General features: G+C 66.9%; 21 protein-coding genes, 1 tRNA gene, 1 pseudogene and 1 riboswitch. Of the genes and pseudogenes, 8 read left to right on the top strand and 15 right to left on the bottom strand.

The genetic code is table 11. From position 1 onward, the window contains the following. Nucleotides 1-5: 5 nt before the first annotated feature. Nucleotides 6-1,576, bottom strand: a pseudogene (locus GT347_RS15385) (gamma-glutamyltransferase family protein). A gap of 202 nt (nt 1,577-1,778) precedes the next feature. On the opposite strand from GT347_RS15385, the gene GT347_RS15380 reads away from it, so the two are divergent. Next, nucleotides 1,779-2,384, top strand: coding sequence for a Dps family protein (locus tag GT347_RS15380; protein WP_160553018.1), 606 nt, complete (start codon nt 1,779-1,781; stop codon nt 2,382-2,384). Nucleotides 2,385-2,387: 3 nt separating this feature from the next. On the opposite strand, the gene mntP is transcribed toward GT347_RS15380, so the two are convergent. Continuing rightward, complete coding sequence (gene mntP / locus GT347_RS15375; protein WP_160553017.1) at nt 2,388-2,960, bottom strand: manganese efflux pump MntP; 573 nt, start codon at nt 2,958-2,960, stop codon at nt 2,388-2,390. A gap of 91 nt (nt 2,961-3,051) precedes the next feature. Next, nucleotides 3,052-3,165, bottom strand: a riboswitch (yybP-ykoY riboswitch). Between the two features lie 89 nt (nt 3,166-3,254). Here mntP and modB point away from each other — a divergent pair. From modB to GT347_RS15360, 3 genes are read left to right on the top strand one after another with little or no spacing between them, the layout of a single operon-like run. After that, nucleotides 3,255-3,938 (top strand): molybdate ABC transporter permease subunit, encoded by a 684-nt coding sequence (gene modB, locus GT347_RS15370; RefSeq protein ID WP_160553016.1) that lies wholly within the window; start codon nt 3,255-3,257, stop codon nt 3,936-3,938. A 24-nt stretch (nt 3,939-3,962) separates the two neighbouring features. After that, complete coding sequence (gene modA, locus GT347_RS15365) at nt 3,963-4,724, top strand: molybdate ABC transporter substrate-binding protein (protein ID WP_160553015.1); 762 nt, start codon at nt 3,963-3,965, stop codon at nt 4,722-4,724. Continuing rightward, on the top strand, nt 4,721-5,494 hold the full coding sequence (locus GT347_RS15360) for a sulfate/molybdate ABC transporter ATP-binding protein (RefSeq protein ID WP_160553014.1): 774 nt from the start codon (nt 4,721-4,723) through the stop codon (nt 5,492-5,494). The genes modA and GT347_RS15360 overlap by 4 nt, the downstream gene beginning before the upstream one ends. A gap of 11 nt (nt 5,495-5,505) precedes the next feature. Here the strand turns inward: GT347_RS15360 and GT347_RS15355 are convergent, their stop codons facing one another. Together GT347_RS15355 and GT347_RS15350 are read right to left on the bottom strand one after the other, a co-directional pair. After that, nucleotides 5,506-5,715 carry a TOBE domain-containing protein gene (locus GT347_RS15355; protein WP_160553013.1) on the bottom strand — a complete coding sequence of 70 codons (210 nt, stop codon included), beginning with the start codon at nt 5,713-5,715 and terminating at the stop codon, nt 5,506-5,508. A gap of 50 nt (nt 5,716-5,765) precedes the next feature. Beyond that, nucleotides 5,766-6,311, bottom strand: a complete 546-nt coding sequence (locus GT347_RS15350; protein ID WP_229722329.1) for a helix-turn-helix domain-containing protein — start codon at nt 6,309-6,311, stop codon at nt 5,766-5,768. A gap of 92 nt (nt 6,312-6,403) precedes the next feature. Here GT347_RS15350 and GT347_RS15345 point away from each other — a divergent pair, with 92 nt between their 5' ends. The 3 genes from GT347_RS15345 to GT347_RS15335 are packed head-to-tail and all read left to right on the top strand — an operon-like array spanning nt 6,404 to nt 8,898. Beyond that, a complete protein-coding gene (locus GT347_RS15345; protein ID WP_160553012.1) occupies nt 6,404-7,405 on the top strand; it encodes a Bug family tripartite tricarboxylate transporter substrate binding protein in 1,002 nt (333 codons plus the stop codon). 5 nt (nt 7,406-7,410) lie between these two features. After that, complete coding sequence (locus GT347_RS15340) at nt 7,411-8,067, top strand: glutathione S-transferase family protein (protein ID WP_160553011.1); 657 nt, start codon at nt 7,411-7,413, stop codon at nt 8,065-8,067. Nucleotides 8,068-8,097: 30 nt separating this feature from the next. Beyond that, nucleotides 8,098-8,898: an aldolase gene (locus tag GT347_RS15335; RefSeq protein WP_160553010.1), complete on the top strand. Its 801-nt coding sequence runs from the start codon at nt 8,098-8,100 to the stop codon at nt 8,896-8,898. A gap of 7 nt (nt 8,899-8,905) precedes the next feature. Here GT347_RS15335 and GT347_RS15330 read toward each other — a convergent pair whose 3' ends face one another. The 3 genes from GT347_RS15330 to GT347_RS15320 are packed head-to-tail and all read right to left on the bottom strand — an operon-like array spanning nt 8,906 to nt 11,029. Continuing rightward, on the bottom strand, nt 8,906-9,688 hold the full coding sequence (locus GT347_RS15330) for a class II aldolase/adducin family protein (RefSeq protein WP_160553009.1): 783 nt from the start codon (nt 9,686-9,688) through the stop codon (nt 8,906-8,908). Between the two features lie 18 nt (nt 9,689-9,706). Continuing rightward, complete coding sequence (locus tag GT347_RS15325) at nt 9,707-10,072, bottom strand: RidA family protein (RefSeq protein ID WP_160553008.1); 366 nt, start codon at nt 10,070-10,072, stop codon at nt 9,707-9,709. Between the two features lie 15 nt (nt 10,073-10,087). After that, nucleotides 10,088-11,029 (bottom strand): NAD(P)-dependent oxidoreductase, encoded by a 942-nt coding sequence (locus GT347_RS15320; protein ID WP_229722328.1) that lies wholly within the window; start codon nt 11,027-11,029, stop codon nt 10,088-10,090. Between the two features lie 196 nt (nt 11,030-11,225). Here GT347_RS15320 and GT347_RS15315 point away from each other — a divergent pair, with 196 nt between their 5' ends. Next, entirely contained in the window at nt 11,226-12,203 is a 978-nt protein-coding gene (locus GT347_RS15315; RefSeq protein WP_160553007.1) for a Bug family tripartite tricarboxylate transporter substrate binding protein, read from the top strand. Between the two features lie 23 nt (nt 12,204-12,226). Here GT347_RS15315 and GT347_RS15310 read toward each other — a convergent pair whose 3' ends face one another. From GT347_RS15310 to rpmJ, 8 genes are all read right to left on the bottom strand, one after another. After that, the gene (locus GT347_RS15310) at nt 12,227-12,913 is read right to left on the bottom strand and encodes a GntR family transcriptional regulator (RefSeq protein ID WP_160553006.1); all 687 of its coding nucleotides are present in this window, start codon (nt 12,911-12,913) and stop codon (nt 12,227-12,229) included. A 140-nt stretch (nt 12,914-13,053) separates the two neighbouring features. Continuing rightward, nucleotides 13,054-13,130 (bottom strand) — tRNA-Met (locus tag GT347_RS15305). A 24-nt stretch (nt 13,131-13,154) separates the two neighbouring features. Further along, entirely contained in the window at nt 13,155-13,556 is a 402-nt protein-coding gene (gene rplQ, locus GT347_RS15300; RefSeq protein ID WP_160553005.1) for a 50S ribosomal protein L17, read from the bottom strand. Nucleotides 13,557-13,653: 97 nt separating this feature from the next. Next, a complete protein-coding gene (locus GT347_RS15295; RefSeq protein WP_160553004.1) occupies nt 13,654-14,646 on the bottom strand; it encodes a DNA-directed RNA polymerase subunit alpha in 993 nt (330 codons plus the stop codon). Between the two features lie 139 nt (nt 14,647-14,785). Then, nucleotides 14,786-15,409, bottom strand: coding sequence for a 30S ribosomal protein S4 (rpsD, locus tag GT347_RS15290; RefSeq protein ID WP_160553003.1), 624 nt, complete (start codon nt 15,407-15,409; stop codon nt 14,786-14,788). A gap of 209 nt (nt 15,410-15,618) precedes the next feature. Beyond that, nucleotides 15,619-16,023 (bottom strand): 30S ribosomal protein S11, encoded by a 405-nt coding sequence (gene rpsK, locus GT347_RS15285; RefSeq protein ID WP_160553002.1) that lies wholly within the window; start codon nt 16,021-16,023, stop codon nt 15,619-15,621. Between the two features lie 16 nt (nt 16,024-16,039). Next, nucleotides 16,040-16,405 (bottom strand): 30S ribosomal protein S13, encoded by a 366-nt coding sequence (rpsM, locus tag GT347_RS15280; protein ID WP_160553001.1) that lies wholly within the window; start codon nt 16,403-16,405, stop codon nt 16,040-16,042. A 19-nt stretch (nt 16,406-16,424) separates the two neighbouring features. Continuing rightward, nucleotides 16,425-16,538, bottom strand: coding sequence for a 50S ribosomal protein L36 (gene rpmJ, locus GT347_RS15275; RefSeq protein WP_160553000.1), 114 nt, complete (start codon nt 16,536-16,538; stop codon nt 16,425-16,427). Between the last annotated feature and the right edge of the window lie 105 nt (nt 16,539-16,643).

Here is a 16,643-nt window from a genome sequence, read left to right as displayed (position 1 = left end):
CTCGCTCAGAACGCCGCCACCGAACCGTCGGAGCGCGGGTCGAAGCCGCCTTCGAGGCTGCCGTCCGGATGGCGCAGCAGGCAGCCGGCATGGCCGAAGGTCTCGTCGAAGTCGCCCAGCACATCGACCTCGTGGCCGCGCGCGCGCAGGGCCTCGACCGTGGCGGCGGGAAAACGCGATTCGAGCTTGAGGCTGTCCGAGCTCTGGCCCCAGGTGCGGCCCAGCAGCCAGCGCGGCGCCGAGATCGCATCCTGCGGATTCAGGCCGTGCACCACCGTGCGGGTGAACACCGCCGACTGGCTCTGCGGCTGGCCGTCGCCGCCCATGTTGCCGTAGACCATGGTGCGGCCGTCGTCGAGCAGGGCCAGCGCGGGGATCAGGGTGTGGAAGGGCTTCTTGCCCGGCTCCAGCGTGTTGATGTGGCCCGGGTCCAGCGAGAAGGAGGCGCCGCGTTTTGCCAGTTGACGCCGGACTCGCCCAGCACCACGCCCGAGCCGAACTCGTGATAGACGCTCTGGATCATGGAGACGGCCCGGCCCTCGCCGTCGATCACGCCCATCCAGACGGTGTCGGCCGGGCCCTTGCCCTGGCCCCAGGGCGCGGCGCGCGCCATGTCGATGCGCGCGGCCATGGCGTCCAGCGCGGCGGGCGCCAAGATGTCGGCGGGCGAGATCTGCATGTGGGCCGGGTCGGTGATGTGGCGGTCGCGCACGGCGAAAGCCTGCTTCACCGACTCGACGGCGGCATGCACGTAGTCGGGGCCGAGGTGGTCGAAACGCTCGACGCCCAGCCGGTCCATCAGGCCCAGGATGGCCAGCGCCACCAGGCCCTGGGTGGGCGGCGGCATGTTGAAGACGGTGCCGTGGCTGTGCGCCAGACGCAGCGGCTCGCGCAGCTGGGCGCGGCAGGCCTGCAGGTCGGCCAGCACCAGCGGGCTGCCGGCACGTGCCAGGTCGGCGGCCAGGCTGCGGGCGAGGTCGCCGCGGTAGAAGTCGTCGAGGCCGGCGCGCGCCAGCTGCTCAAAGGTGGCGGCGATCTTCGGCTGGCGGAACAGCGTGCCGGGCCGCGGTGGCTCGCCGCCGGGCATGAAGACATCGGCGAAGCCGTGCACGCCTTCGAGGCCGGAGCGTTTGCCCGAGGTGTTGAGGTACTGGCTGGTGGTGACCGGCACGCCGTGGCGGGCGTAGTCGATGGCGTCTGCCAGCAGGCGCGACAGGGGCAGGCGGCCGCCCAGGCGCTGGCTCAGCTGCAGGGCCTGGTCCCAGCCGCCCAGGGTGCCGGCGGCGGTGATCGCGGCCTGGCCGCCGCGAAACGGAATGGCGGCCAGGCCGGCATAGTTCTCGCGCCGGGCGCCCTGGGCCGCGGCGCCGCAGGCATCGATGCCAACCACCTCGTGGCCACCGCCCGCCTGCGGCGTGGCGACCAGCCAGAAGCTGTCGCCGCCGATGCCGTTCATGTGCGGATAGGCGACGGCGATGGTGGCGGCGGCCGCGACCATCGCCTCGATGGCGTTGCCGCCTTCGCGCAGCACCGCCAGGGCGGATTGGGATGCGAGCGCATGCGGCGCCACGGCCATGCCGCGGCGCCCTCGGATGGGGTTGGCCATGAGTGGAAGGCTTTCGAAAGAAGAACAGGAGGCGTTGGGCAGCCAGCATTTTCCACGCCAGTGGCGCGGCCCTCTGGACTGGCGGCCCGCCTACGCCAAACGCAGGCCGGCGCCCACAGCCGGCGCGGCCCGCAGGCGCATGCTGTCAGGACCCTTTTCGCAACCCAACGCCATGGCCACCAAAACCAATCCCAAGAAGACCGCCTCCACCGCCCAGCGCACCGCCGAGGTCAAGCCCAACCTGCAGCAGTACGAACACGAGACGCAGAAGTACGGCGAGATCGTGAAGATGCCCAACGGGCTCTCGGAACGTAGCTGCAAGGAGAGCGTGGCCCTGCTCAACCAGTGCCTGGCCGACACGATCACGCTGCGCGACATGTACAAGAAGCACCACTGGCAAGTGGTGGGCGCGACCTTCAACCAGCTGCACCTGATGTACGACCAGCATTTCCTGGCGCAGGTCGAGCTGGTGGACATCATCGCCGAGCGCATCCAGCTGCTGGGCGGCATCGCCATCGCCATGGCGGCCGACGTGGCCGAGATGACCAAGATCCCGCGCCCGCCGCGTGGCCGCGAACCGGCCGCCGTGCAGATCAAGCGCCTGGCCGAAGCGCATGAACAGATCATCATCGCCACCCGCGAGGCCGCGGACAAGGCCGACGAAGTGGGCGACCCCGGCACCAACGACGTGCTGGTGAGCAATGTGCTGCGGACCAACGAGCTGCAGGTCTGGTTCCTGACGGAACATCTGGTCGCTGCCTCGCCGGTCAAGGCCTGAGGATCAGCCCGCGCCGCTGAGGTGCTCGAAGAGGATGGCGCTGCCGATGCCGATCAGCAGCAGCCCGCCCAGCATCTCGGCGCGTTTGCCGGCCACGTTGCCCAGCACCCGGCCGACCATCACGCCCAGCGTGACCATGGCGAAGGTGGCGCAGCCGATGGTCAGCGCCACCGGCAGGATCGAAACATCCAGGAAGGCCAGGCCCACACCGACCGCCATCGCATCGATGCTGGTGGCGAAGCCGGTGATCGCCAGCACCCAGAAGGAATGGCGGTTGGGTTTTTCGGCCTCTTCCTCCTCGTCGGGCTTGAAGCCGGCCATCACCATACGCACGCCCAGCACGCCGAGCAGCACGAAGGCGATCCAGTGGTCCCACTGCTTGACGTAGCTGGCGGCGGCCAGGCCGAGCGCCCAGCCGATCAGGGGCGTGATCGCCTCGATCACACCGAAGATCAGGCCGGTGCGCAGCGCCTCGCTCCAGCGGGGTTTCTGCAGCGCGGTGCCCTTGCCGATGGCGGCGGCGAAAGCGTCGGTGGACATCGCCAGGGCGAGCGCGGCGGTGGAGAGCAGATTCATCGGGATTTCTTTTGCGGCCGGGCGAGAGCGCATGGGCACGTCATCACCGCCCGGCCATGTCTGGTCGTGCTGACGCGCCGATGGTCTCGCCAGCCCGCATCGTCGATGCGGGTTGCCAGCGCCACGGCCGTTCTGGACGGCCGAGTGTGTTGACGCTGGCGCTTCCACATTGCGTGAAAGCCGGCTACTCCCCAAGGGATGGGGGCCGATTCTAGCCATGCAAGCTGTCGGTCTGCTGTCTATTCCCGCCGTTCCGTGGGGCGGTACCCCTGTGCAACAATTCGTCGTATTCCCATGGATACAACGCAAAACCTGCTCCAGTCGACCGATTGGCATCCCCTCTGGCTCTCGATCAAGGTCGCCGCCGCGGCGACCCTGTGCAGCCTGGTCCTGGGCATCGCGCTGGGCTGGTTGTTCGGCCGGCGCAAGTTCCTTGGCAGCGGTTTCCTGGAGGCGGTCTTCATGCTGCCGCTGGTGCTGCCGCCCACGGTGATCGGCTACGGCATCCTGGTGCTGGCCGGGCGGCGCAGTCCGCTGGGCCAGTGGCTGCGCACCCATTTCGACTACACCATCATCTTCAGCTGGCACGGCGCGGTGGTGGCCTCGGCGGTGGTGGCGCTGCCGCTGGTGCTGAAGTCGGCCAGCGCGGCCTTCGCCGGGGTGGACCGTTCGCTCGAAGCCGCGGCCAGCACCTTGCGGCAGTCGCCGATGTCGGTGTTCCTGCGGGTGACGCTGCCGCTGGCCTGGCCCGGCATCCTGGCCGGTACGCTGCTGGCCTTCGCCCGGGCCATGGGTGAGTTCGGCGCCTCGCTGATGGTGGCCGGCTCGATCCCCGGCCAGACCCAGACGCTGTCTATGGCCATATACGACGCGGTGCAGGCCGGCCACGACGACACGGCCCTGCTGCTGGTGCTGGTCACCTCGACGCTGTCGGTGCTGGTGCTGGTGGTCTCCAACCGCTTTTTCTCGCTTCGTTAATCCACTTTTCCCAGAAAGATTTCCATGCGCCTGTTCCGCCTCGTCGCCTGTGCCACCGCCGTGGCCGCCACGTTCGCCCTGCCCCTGGCCGCCTCGGCCCAGCAGATCACCGTATCGGCCGCCGCCAGCCTGACCGATGCCTTCAAGGAACTCGGCCCCAAGTTCGAGGCGACCAAGCCCGGCGCCACCCTGCGCTTCAACTTCGCGGCCTCGGGCGCGCTGCTGCAGCAGATCGCCCAGGGTGCGCCGGTCGATGTGTTCGCCAGCGCCGACCAGGAAACCATGAACCGCGCCAACGACCAGAAGCTGATCGAGGCCGACAGCCGGCGCAACTTCGTCACCAACAGCCTGGTGCTGATCGAGCCGTCCAGCGGCGGGGTCAACGTGAAGTCGCTGCAGGACCTGAGCGGCCCGGCCGTCAAGAAGATCGCCATCGGCAAGGTCGCGACCGTGCCGGTCGGCCGCTACACCAAGCAGGTGCTCGACGGCGCCAAGCTGTGGGAGCCGCTGGAGCCGAAGTTCGTGCAGGCCGACAGCGTGCGCCAGGTGCTCGATTACGTGGGCCGCGGCGAGGTCGATGCCGGTTTCGTCTACAGCACCGACGCCGCGATCGCCGGCGACAAGGTCAAGGTCGTCGCCACGCCGAGCGGCCACACACCGGTGAGCTATCCGGTGGCCGTGATCGCCGACAGCAAGCAGAAGGCGCTGGCCAAGGAGTTCAGCGACTACCTGCTGGGCGATGCGGCCCAGGCGGTCTTCAAGCGCTACGGTTTCGGCAAGCCGTGATCGACGTCGACCTGCAGCTGACGGTTTCCGACGGCCAGCGGCACTTCGAGCTGGCGGTACGCTTCGCGACGGATGTGCCGTTCGCGGCGCTGTACGGCCCCTCGGGCTCGGGCAAGTCGCTGACGCTGCAGGCGATCGCGGGGCTGTTGCGCCCCACACGCGGCCATGTGCGGCTGGACGGCCGCACGCTCTACGACTCGGCGGCCGGCATCGCGCTGGCGCCGCCGGCCCGGCGCATCGGTTTCCTCTTCCAGGACTACGCGCTGTTCCCGCACCTGTCGGTGTTCGACAACGTGGCCTTCGGGCTGACCTCGGCCTGGCGGCCGCGCCTGGGCGCGGCCGACAAGGCCCGGGTGCAGGAGCTGCTGGCCGGCTTCGGCCTGGCCGGGATGGCGGCGAGCCGGCCGGCGCACCTGTCGGGCGGCCAGCGCCAGCGGGTGGCGCTGGCGCGGGCCCTGGCCTGCGAGCCGCAGGTGCTGCTGCTGGACGAACCCTTCGCAGCATTGAATCCGATGCTGCGCGGCGAACTGCGCCGCGAGCTGGGGGAGGTGAGGAGGCGCTGGGGCATTCCGGCGCTGATGATCACCCACGACATCGAGGACGTGATCGAGCTGGCCGACGTCGCCTTCGTCTACGACCAGGGCCGGGTGGTGCGGGAGATCGACCTGCATGCCGGCGAAAGCCGCACGCTGGCGCTGCAGGACCTGCTGCCGCCCCGGCCGGCCGAGACGCCGCTGCGCAGCAGGCTGCGCCAGCTGCTGGCCGGCTGAGCGGACCGTCCTCAGTCGGTGCCGACCATTACGCTGGAAGCCTTGATCACGCCATAGGCCTTGCCGCCTTCGACGAGTTGTAGCGACTCGGCCGAGCTGCTGGTGATGGTGGAGACGATCTGCACGCCGGCGGCGATCTCCAGGGTGACTTCGGTGGTGACCGGACCACGCACGATCTTGATGACGGTGCCGGGGAGGACGTTGCGGGCGCTGATTTTCATGGGGATTCTGGAGACGGGTTGATGGGACCGGCCGGATTATCCCCGCCGCCTCAAGCCGCGATCACCAGCAGCACTTCCGCCGGCGATTCGCCGGTGCTGGTGATCTTGTGCGGCACCGTGGAATTGAAGTGCGCGCAGTCGCCGGCCTGCAGGGCCTCGGTGCGGTTGGCCAGCTGCAGCTGAATGGCGCCCTTGAGCACATAGAGGATCTCCTCGCCCTCGTGATGGCTCATCGGATGCCCGCGTCCGCGCTCCTTGCCGGGCTGCAGCACGAAGGCCAGCATGCGGTGGCCGGGCGAGGTGCCGGCCACCACCCGCGGCTCGCCCTGCGCCGGCGCAGGCGCGCGGGCATCGGCCACGCGGGTGATGGTCACCGGATCGCTCTCCGAGGGTTCACCGAACAACTCCTCCACCGGCACCTTCAGCGCCTTGGCCAGCTTCAGCGCCGCACCGATCGAGGGCGTGGAAGCACCGCGTTCGACCTTGGAGACATAACTTCGGGTCAGATCCGAGGCCTGGGCCAGGGCTTCGAGCGTCAGCCCCGCCTGCACCCGCAACAATTTCAGCTTGATCGACATCTGGATCTTGTTGGACACATGTGTCCGATATTAAACTTGGGTCATTCGGGCCCGCCTCTTGCTTCCAGGGCGCCACTCACGCACCCATCCCGGAACCCAGGAGTATTGTCATGTCGTTTGTTTCCCGTCTTCTTTCCCGCCGCGCCGCGCTGCTGGCGCCTGCGCTCGGCGCCCTGGCGCTGTGCGCCGCGGCGCTGCCGGCCGCCGCCCAGGGCAACTATCCGTCCAGGCCGATCCGGCTGGTGATTCCCTTCGGCGCGGGCGGCATCACCGACGTGGTCGGCCGGCTGATCGGGCAGCAGCTGGGCGAGGAGCTCAAGCAACCGGTCATCATCGACAACCGCGCCGGTGCCGGCGGCAGCATCGCCGCGCAGGCGGTGGCTCAGGCGGCGCCGGACGGCTACACCCTGCTGCTGGCCACGGTGGGCACGCAGGTGGTCAACAAGATGATCTACAGCAAGCTGGCCTACGACCCGGCCGCCTTCGCGCCGGTCTCGCTGGTGAGCAATTCGCCCTACATGCTGGCGATCGGCGACATCCCGGGCGTGAACGACCTGCAGGGGCTGGTGGCCTATGCGCATGCGCATCCGGGCCAGCTCAACTTCGGCTCGGCCGGCAACGGCAGTTCGCCGCACCTGGGCATCGAGCTGCTGAAGCTGTCGACCCGCTCGTACATCGTGCACATCCCGTTCAAGAGCGGCGCCGAGGCGGTGAATGCCGCCCTGGCCGGCCAGGTGCAGATCGTGATCGACGCGATTCCGGTGATCCAGCCGCAGGTCAAGGCCGGCCGGCTGAAGGCGCTGGCCATCGCCGACGCGCGGCGCAACGCCGCCGTGCCCGATCTGCGCACCAGCGCCGAGCAAGGCGTGCCGGGCTTCCAGATCGGGTCCTGGAATGCGATCGTCGCGCCGCAGGGCACGCCGGCCGCGGTGGTCGAGGTGCTGTCGGCCGCGCTCGGCCGGGTGCTGGCGCGGCCGGAGGTGGTGGCGCGGCTGGCCGAGCTGGGCATCGAGCCGATGCCCGCGGGCGTTGCCGCCTATCAGAAACACCTGCAGGCGGAGACCGCGAAGTGGTCGCGGGTGACCCAGGCGGCCGGCACCAAACTCGATTGACGACCATGCGCCTCTACGACACCCAACGATCCGGCAATGCCTGGAAGGTGCGGCTGATGGCGGGCCTGCTCGGCCTCACGCTGGAGCGCCGGACGCTGTCGATCGACCGCGGCGAGCTGCGCTCCGAGTCCTTTTGCGCCATCGCGCCGATGCGCCAGGTGCCGGTGCTGGAGCTGGACGGCGGCGGCACGCTGTGCGAGTCCATGGCCATCCTGTTCTACCTCGCGCAGGACAGCCTCTGGTGGCCGCTGGCCCCGGTGGAGCAGGCACGGGTGCTGTCGTGGATGTCCTTCGAGCAGGAGCGCCACATGAAACCCCTGGCCCAGCTCCGCCTGCACCTGGGCCTGCACCGCGACCGCAGGCCGGAGGATGCCGACATGCGCCACCATGCGGCCGAAGCCGCCCTGGCGCTGGAGATACTCGAGGCGCAGCTGTCGCGCCCCGGCACGGCGCCATGGGTGGCGACGCCCACGCTGCCCAGCATCGCCGACATCGCCCTCTATCCGTATACCCGGCTGGCGGGCATGGGCGGCATCGATCTGGCGGCCTATCCCGCCATCCTCGGCTGGCTGGGCCGGATCGAGGCCCTGCCCGGCTACCAGCCCTTGTTCCCGGGCCGGCCGGACCTCAATTTCTCGACCGCGGAAACCGCCGCCCTTTGAATTTCCGTCATCCCTGACAAAAGACCCGCCATGAGCACGCAAGACACCTTCACGCTGGACAAGGAGACCCTGATCCAGGACTCCTACCGCCAGATGGACGCCCATCACGAGGACAGCGCCTACAGCCTGCGCCAGAAGCTCGCGCTGACCTGCCGCATCCTCTTCGACAACGGCCACGACTCCGGCCTGGCCGGCCAGATCACCGCCCGCGCGGACACGCCCGGAACCTATCTCACCCAGCGCCTGGGCCTGGGTTTCGACGAGATCTCGCAGGACAACCTGCTGCTGGTCGACGAGGACCTGCGTGTGCTCGAAGGCCGGGGCATGGCCAATCCGGCCAACCGGTTCCACTCCTGGGTCTACCGGGCACGGCCGGATGTGAACTGCATCGTGCACACCCATGCGGCGCACACGGCGGCGCTGGGCATGCTGGAGCGGCCGCTGCAGATCTCGCACATGGACAACTGCGTGCTCTACGAGGACGTGGCCTTCGTGCCGCATTGGCCGGGCATTCCGGTGGGCAACGAGGAAGGCGAACTGATCTCCGCGGCCCTGGGCGACAAACGTGCGCTGATGCTGGCGCACCATGGCCTGCTGATCGCGGCCGCCAGCGTGGAGGAGGCGGTGGTGCTGGGCATCGCCTTCGAACGCGCGGCCCGCATGCAGCTGCTGGCGGAGGCGGCGGGCGAGATCCGGGCCATCGACCCGGACCTGGCCCGTCAGGCGCACGACTGGGTGCTGCGGCCCCAGCGCAATGCGATCGCCTTCGCCTACTACGCCCGGCGCGCGCTGCGCGATCCGCGCAACCGGGATTGCCTGGGCGCCGCCTGAAGGCGGGTCAGCACTTGTAGTCGCCGCCCTCGCGGTCGATCAGGCGCAGCAGCGCGGTCCATTCGCGGTCCAGGTGCACCGTGTCCAGGTAGGCGTAGTCGTCGTGCTGCTGGGCCGCGTGCTCGCAGACCTCGGGCGAAGGCAGCACGTAGGGCTGGCCCATGGACAGCGTCTTCACCTGGATCTCGCAGGCCCGGTTCAGGTAGAACATGCGGGTGAAGGCCTCGGCCACCGAACGGCCGGTGGTCAGCAGGCCGTGGTTGCGCAGGATCAGGTAGTGCGCATCGCCCATGGACTGCACGATGCGCGAGCGCTCGTCCAGGTCCAGCGAGATGCCCTCGTAGTCGTGGTAGTGCACGCGGTTGTAGAACTGCATGCTGATCTGGTTGAGCGGCAGCAGGCCGCACTGCAGCGCGGCCACGGCCATGCCGGCGTCGGTGTGCAGGTGCACCACGCATTCCACGTCCGGACGGCTCTGGTGCAGGGCGCTGTGGATGGTGAAACCGGCGGCGTTGACCTCGAAGCGCTCGTCGTCGACCGGGCGGCCTTCGACGTCGATCTTCACCAGGCTGGAGGCGGTGATCTCGTCGAAGAACCATCCGTGCGGGTTGATCAGGAACTGGTCGTGCCGGCCGGGCACACGCACCGAGAGGTGGGTGTAGATCAGGTCGGTCAGCTGGAATTTCGCGGCCAGGCGGTAGGCGGCGGCCAGCTGCACACGCACCTGCCATTCGGCGTCGCTGACATTGCGCGGCTGGCGGTTGCGGTGGGGATCGGTGGTGGAGATCATGGCGGTCCTCCCTCGGGCTCAGGGCAGCAAGGCGCTGACGACGATCTCGACGCGGTAGCCCGGGTCGGCGAGTTTCACCTCGCCGCAGCAGCGGGTGGGCGTGTGGCCGGCCACCACCCAGGCGTCCCAGACCGCATTGAAGCCGTTGAAATCGGACATGGAGGACAGCCAGATCTGCGCGGTGATCAGCCGCGACTTGTCGGTGCCGGCCTGGGCCAGCAGGTCGTCGATCTTGGCCAGCACCTGGGCGGCCTGGCCGGCGATGTCCAGGGATTTGTCGTCGGCGACCTGGCCAGCCAGGTAAGCCATTCCGGCGGCCACCACCGCGCGGCTGCGGCGGGCGTTCTGGTCGATGCGGCGGATGTCGGGGTTGCGGGTGCTCATGGTGTTCGCTCGCTTTCAGGCCTGGCCGACGATGCGGCGGCAGTGGTCGAGCGCGGCGCCGACCAGGTTGGCATTGGCTTCGGGAGTGCGGAAGGCCGAATGGGCCGACAGCGTGACGTTGGGCAGCGTGGTCAGCACATGTCCGGCCGGCAGCGGCTCGACGGTGAACACATCCAGGCCCGCGTGGAACAGCTTGCCCGACTGCAGGGCGGCGACCATCGCGTCTTCGTCCACCAGCGCGCCGCGGGCGGTGTTGATCAGGATCGCGCCGTCCTTCATGCCGGCGATGCGCTCGCCAGACAGGAAACCCTTGGTCTCGTCGTTGAGCAGCAGGTGCAGCGAGACCACGTCGCTCCGGGCCAGCAGTTCCTCGATGGCGACGAACTCCACGCCCGCACGGGTCTTGGGCGTGCGGTTCCAGGCCAGCACCCGCATGCCGGCGCCGAGCGCCAGGCGCGCCATCTCGTCGGCGATGCCGCCGAAGCCGACCAGGCCCAGCGTCTTGCCGCTGAGCTGGATCGCATCGGTACGCAGCCAGTTGCCGGCGCGCATCTCGCGGTCCATGCGGCTGAAGCCCTTGGCCGCCGCCCACATCAGCGAGAAGGCGCATTCGGCGACCGCCGTATCGCCGTAGCCCTTGATGATGTGCACCTCGATGCCGAGTTCGGCCAGCGCTTCCGGGTTCATGTAGCTGCGCGCGCCGGTGCCCAGGAAGACGATGTGCTTGAGGTCCGGGCACTGGCGGGCGATGTCGGTGGGCACGGCGGTGTGGTCGACGATGGCGATCGACTGGCCGGCCAGCAGGCGCGGCAGGTCGGCGGACGTCACATCCGGCTGGCCATTCACGGCCAGGGCGAACTCGGCGGGCCGATGGAGTTGGGCAAACACCTTGGACAGCGTGGCGTTGGCGTCGACGAAACATGCCTTGGCGGCTTGGCTGGATTCCTGCATGGTCATGGTGGGCGGTGGCGAGAGTGAATCGGGAACCTGCGAAAACACGCCAGAACGGTGCATGGTTCGCAAAATAGTGCACAGAGCGTAACTCTTGTTGGAATACAACGCAATAGTTATAGTCTGTATTCAGGACGGAGCACGGCTCGCCGCATCGGGCGGAAACGGCATGTCCATCGATTCAACTCACCGGAGTGACAGCATGAAGTTGCGTTTTCTCGGGGCCGCGCTGGCCCTGGTTTCGACGGCCGCCCTGGCCCAGGAGGCGAATTGGCCGAGCCAGCCGATCACCATCATCGGCGGCTTTCCCGGCGGTGCGGCGACCGACCTCTATGCACGCAAGCTCGGCGCGGAACTGGCCCCGGTGCTCGGTGTGTCTTTCGTGGCGGACAGCAAGACCGGCGCTGGCGGCAATATCGCCTCTGCCTATGTGGCCCAGGCGCGGCCGGACGGCTACACCTACCTGCTGGGCACGGCCGGCACGCATGCGATCAACCCTGCGCTGTACAAGAAGCTCGGCTTCGATCCGGTGAACGATTTCTCGCGCATCGCGCTGCTCGGCAATCTGCCGAACGTGCTGCTGGTCAATCCCGAGAAGCATCCGGAGATCAAGACCTGCAAGGATCTGCTGGCCGCCGCGCGCAAGCAGCCTGGCCAGATGAACTACGCGTCGACCGGCAATGGCGCATCGGGCCACCTGGCGGGCGTGCAGTTCGCCGGCGCCAGCGGCACCAGCTACACCCATGTGCCCTACCGCGGCCAGGGCCCGGCGATGACCGCGCTGCTGGCCGGCGAGGTCGATTTCTTCTTCAACCAGAGCTCACCCAGCATTCCGATCGTGCATTCGGGCAAGGCACGCGCGCTGGCCGTCACCTCGACGCAGCGGATCGCGGCCCTGCCCGACGTGCCGACGGTGGCCGAGGCCTGCGGCCTACCCGGCTTCGAGAGCACGACCTGGTACGGCCTCTTCGGGCCGGCCGGCATTCCGCCCGCGATCCAGGCCAGGATGTCGAAGGCGGTGTTGAGTGCCATCGGCAGCGATGGCTTTCGCAAGTGGCTGGTCGACCAGGGCATCGCGCCGATCGCCGACGGCTCGCCGGCCGCCTTCAAGCAGACGCAGGAGGCCGATCTGGTGCGCTGGGCGAAGATCGTCAAGGAATCCGGGGCCCAGGTCGACTGAGCGCCCGGCGCGGCGCTCAGGCCTCAGGCCGGCGCCGCGTTCATGTAGATCTGCGCGTAGCCTTCCTTGAGAGCGGCGGAGATCTCGTCCAGGCGGCGGTTGATGTGCCTGCCGAGTTCGGGCACGCAGGCCCCGGCATTCCGCGCCTTCAGGCCGATCAGGATGTCGCGGTGGGTCTGCTGGCTCACCGTGCGGTCGCACTGCTCCATGTCGATCCAGCGTACGAAACGGATGCGGGCATTGATGTTCTGCAGCACCCGCAGCATCTCGGCATTGCCGGACATGGCCATCAGGCGTTCGTGGAAAATCTCGTCGAGCCGGACCAGCTCGTCGACCGTGCGGTCGCCCGGCTCCGGGCCGGTGCTGTCCAGGAAGGCCAGGAGCGCATCGATGTCCTCGTCCTTCGCCCGCTCGATGGAGATGCGCAGCGCCTCCACCTCGATGACCTTGCGCATCTCGTAGAGCGAGAACACCTCGGTCACATCGAGCTTGCGGCAGAAGAAGCCCTTGCCCGGCACGAAGAGCAGCAGCCCTTCGGCGAACAGCCGGGTCAGCGCCTCGCGCAGCGGCGTGCGGCTCACACCCAGGGACTTGGCCAGCACACCCTCGTTCAAACGCTCGCCGGGTTTGAACTCGTATCCGACGCTCATGCGCTTGAGCTGTTCGTACACGACCTCGACGATGCTGTCGGATGCGGCGGTCTCCGCCATGGTGGGGTCCTTCGGGTTCCTGAAAGCGAGGCCAGTATACCAACCGGCACACAGCACTGTCTTTGCTCGAAATCAAACGCACAAACAAAAACGCCAACCCGAAGGTTGGCGTTTTTGAGGGGCAGTTGCCTGCCCTGAGTTGGTTGCGCGGGAAGGATTTGAACCTCCGACCTTTGGGTTATGAGCCCAACGAGCTACCAGACTGCTCCACCGCGCGGCAAGAGATGAACTATAGCAGATTTTATTCGCTCTTGGCGACTTCCGAAGAATTATCTTCGGCAGCAGCGGAACGCTCGACCAGCTCGACATAGGCCATGGGGGCGTTGTCGCCCACGCGGAAGCCCATCTTCAGAATGCGGGTGTAGCCGCCCGGACGCGCCTTGAACAGCGGGCCCAGGACGTTGAACAGCTTGGTGACCGAATCGCGGTCGCGCAGGCGATCGAAAGCCAGGCGGCGGTTGGCCAGCGTGTCTTCCTTGGCAAGCGTGATCATCGGTTCGATGACGCGGCGCAGTTCCTTGGCCTTCGGCAGCGTGGTCTTGATGGCTTCATGTTCGATGAGGGAGTTCATCATGTTCTGAAGCATCGCCAGGCGGTGCGAGGTGGTGCGATTGAGTTTACGGAGACCGTGTCCGTGGCGCATGGTGCTTTTCCTTCTTTGTTAAACAGGCAGCCGTATCAGGTACTGCCCGGGCACCGGCCCCCTATGGGCCGAATTCGGTTGTGGATCCGGCTGGATCTCAGCGCTTGTCCAGACCTGCGGGCGGCCAGCTTTCCAGCTTCATGCCCAGGGTCAGGCCGCGCGAGGCCAGCACTTCCTTGATTTCGTTGAGCGACTTGCGACCCAGGTTGGGGGTCTTGAGCAGCTCGTTCTCGGTGCGCTGGATCAGGTCACCGATGTAGTAGATATTTTCGGCCTTCAGGCAGTTGGCCGAACGCACCGTCAGTTCGAGTTCGTCGACCGGACGCAGCAGGATCGGATCGAACGGCGTGTTGCCGCCGCGCGGAGCCGGCGCATCGAATGCAGCCAGTTCGCCGCCTTCGAGCTGGGCGAACACGGCCAGCTGCTCGACCAGGATCTTGGCGGAGGCGCGCACGGCGTCTTCGGCCGAGATGGCACCGTTGGTTTCGATCTCGACGACCAGCTTGTCCAGGTCGGTACGCTGTTCGACGCGGGCGCTTTCGACGGTGTAGCTGACGCGCTTGACCGGCGAGAACGAGGCGTCCAGGACGATCCGGCCGATCGACTTGGTCGATTCGTCCGCATAGCGGCGCATCGTGCCCGGCACATAACCACGGCCCTTTTCGACCTTGATCTGCATGTCGAGCTTGCCGCCGGCCGACAGGTGGGCGATCACGTGGTCGGGATTGATGATCTCGACGTCGTGCGGGGTCTGGATGTCGCCGGCGGTGACGACGCCTTCGCCGTCCTTGCGCAAGGACAGGGTCACTTCATCGCGGTTGTGGAGCTTGAAGACCACGCCCTTGAGGTTCAGCAGGATGTTGACGACATCTTCCTGGACACCGTCGATGGAGGAGTACTCGTGCAGAACGCCGGCGATCGTGACTTCGGTGGCGGCGTAGCCGACCATCGAGGACAGCAGCACACGACGGATCGCGTTGCCCAGCGTATGGCCATAGCCGCGCTCGAACGGTTCCAGAGCGACCTTGGCCCGGTTCAGGCCCAGTTGCTCGACGTTGATCGCTTTAGGTTTCAGCAGGTTGGTTTGCATGGACTTCCTCTCAATACCCCCAGCTCGTTACACCGGTAAGGCTGCGAAGCCCTGTCGCACGGTGCCCCATGAGACAAGGAGTGAAAACAATCGAAAAGAGGCGCCCAAGGGCGCCTCGACAACGAGCGACTCGCTGCGATCAACGCGAATACAGTTCGACGATCAGCGATTCGTTGATGTCGGCGCCGAATTCGTCGCGATCCGGAACCTTCTTGAAGACGCCGGTAGCCTTGTCGGCGGTCACTTCGACCCAGGCGGGCATGCCGACCTGTGCGGCCAGCTGCAGCGACTCGGCGATGCGGGCCTGCTTGGCGGACTTCTCGCGCACGGCAACCACGTCGCCGACCTTGATCATGAAGGAGGCGATGTTGACCGACTTGCCGTTGACCGTGATGGCCTTGTGCGAAACCAGCTGGCGGGCTTCCGCGCGGGTCGAGCCGAAGCCCATGCGGTAGACGACGTTGTCCAGGCGCGATTCCAGCAGGAACAGCAGGTTGGCGCCGGTGTTGCCCTTGCGGCGGTCGGCTTCCTCGAAGTAGCGGCGGAACTGCTTTTCCAGGATGCCGTACATGCGCTTGACCTTCTGCTTTTCACGCAGTTGCAGGCCGAAGTCGGAAGTGCGCTGACCCGAGGTGCGGCCGTGCTGGCCGGGCTTGGAGTCGAACTTGGCCTTGTCCGAGATGGAGCGGCGGGCGCTCTTCAGGAACAGGTCGGTGCCTTCGCGGCGGGAAAGTTTGGCCTTGGGGCCGAGATAGCGTGCCACGTGAGTGTCCTTGTTTGATCAGCTGCCGCATGCAGGCCACGAACGCGAAACGAAAGTGGTCCATGCGGGAGCCTGGTGCCTGAGCACCAGGCGGTGGGCTTAATTGAACGACTGCAGATATCCGTGGATATGCAGCAGTCGTCGAAAAACGAAAAGCCTGCGATTATAGCCGCAGGCTTCATCCGCCGTAAAGGGCGGACAACGCAGTCTTAGATACGACGACGCTTCTGCGGACGGCAGCCGTTGTGCGGCACCGGGGTCACATCAGCGATCGAGGTGATGCGGATGCCCAGTGCGCCCAGGGCGCGAACCGAGGATTCGCGACCCGGGCCGGGACCCTTGATCTCGACGTCCAGGTTCTTGATGCCTTGTTCCATCGCGGCACGGCCGGCGACTTCGGAAGCGACCTGTGCTGCGAAGGGGGTCGACTTGCGCGAGCCCTTGAAGCCTTGGCCACCCGACGAAGCCCACGACAGGGCGTTGCCCTGGCGATCGGTGATCGTGATGATGGTGTTGTTGAACGAAGCATGCACGTGGGCCACACCGTCGGAGACGTTCTTGCGGACCTTCTTGCGCACGCGCTGCGCGGCGTTATTGGCGGGAGACTTGGCCATGTTCTTCTTTCAGGCTTTATTTCTTCAGAGCCGCTGCGCCCTTGCGCGGACCCTTGCGGGTGCGGGCATTGGTGCGGGTGCGCTGACCGCGCATCGGCAGGCCGCGGCGGTGACGAAAGCCGCGGTAGCAGCCGATGTCCATCAAACGCTTGATGTTCATCGTCGTTTCGCGACGCAGGTCACCTTCGATGGTGAACAGCGCGATCTGGTCGCGGATTTTTTCCAGGTCGCCGTCCGTCAGATCCTTGATCTTCTTGGAGTAAGCGACACCGGATGCTTCGCAGATCATGCGAGCGCGGGTGCGGCCGATGCCGAAGATGGCCGTCAGGCCAATCTCTGCGTGCTTGTGCGGCGGAATATTGATGCCAGCGATACGTGCCATGTTCGTCCTCTAAAACTCTTTAACCCTGGCGCTGCTTGTGGCGCTGGTCGATACAGATCACACGCACCACACCTTTGCGGCGGATGATCTTGCAATTGCGGCAGATTTTCTTGACCGAAGCCGAGACTCTCATTGCTTTCTCCTAAAACTCATTTCCCTGCCCCGCTGTCCTCAACCGAAGACCCGGAACACGATCAGCTTCGCGCAACAGTTGCGCTGGGCAGGTTAACTACAACCC

It is taken from the genome of Xylophilus rhododendri (assembly GCF_009906855.1).
In the GTDB taxonomy this organism is placed as follows: domain Bacteria; phylum Pseudomonadota; class Gammaproteobacteria; order Burkholderiales; family Burkholderiaceae_C; genus Xylophilus; species Xylophilus rhododendri.
This window is presented reverse-complemented; position numbering and strand designations above follow the sequence as displayed.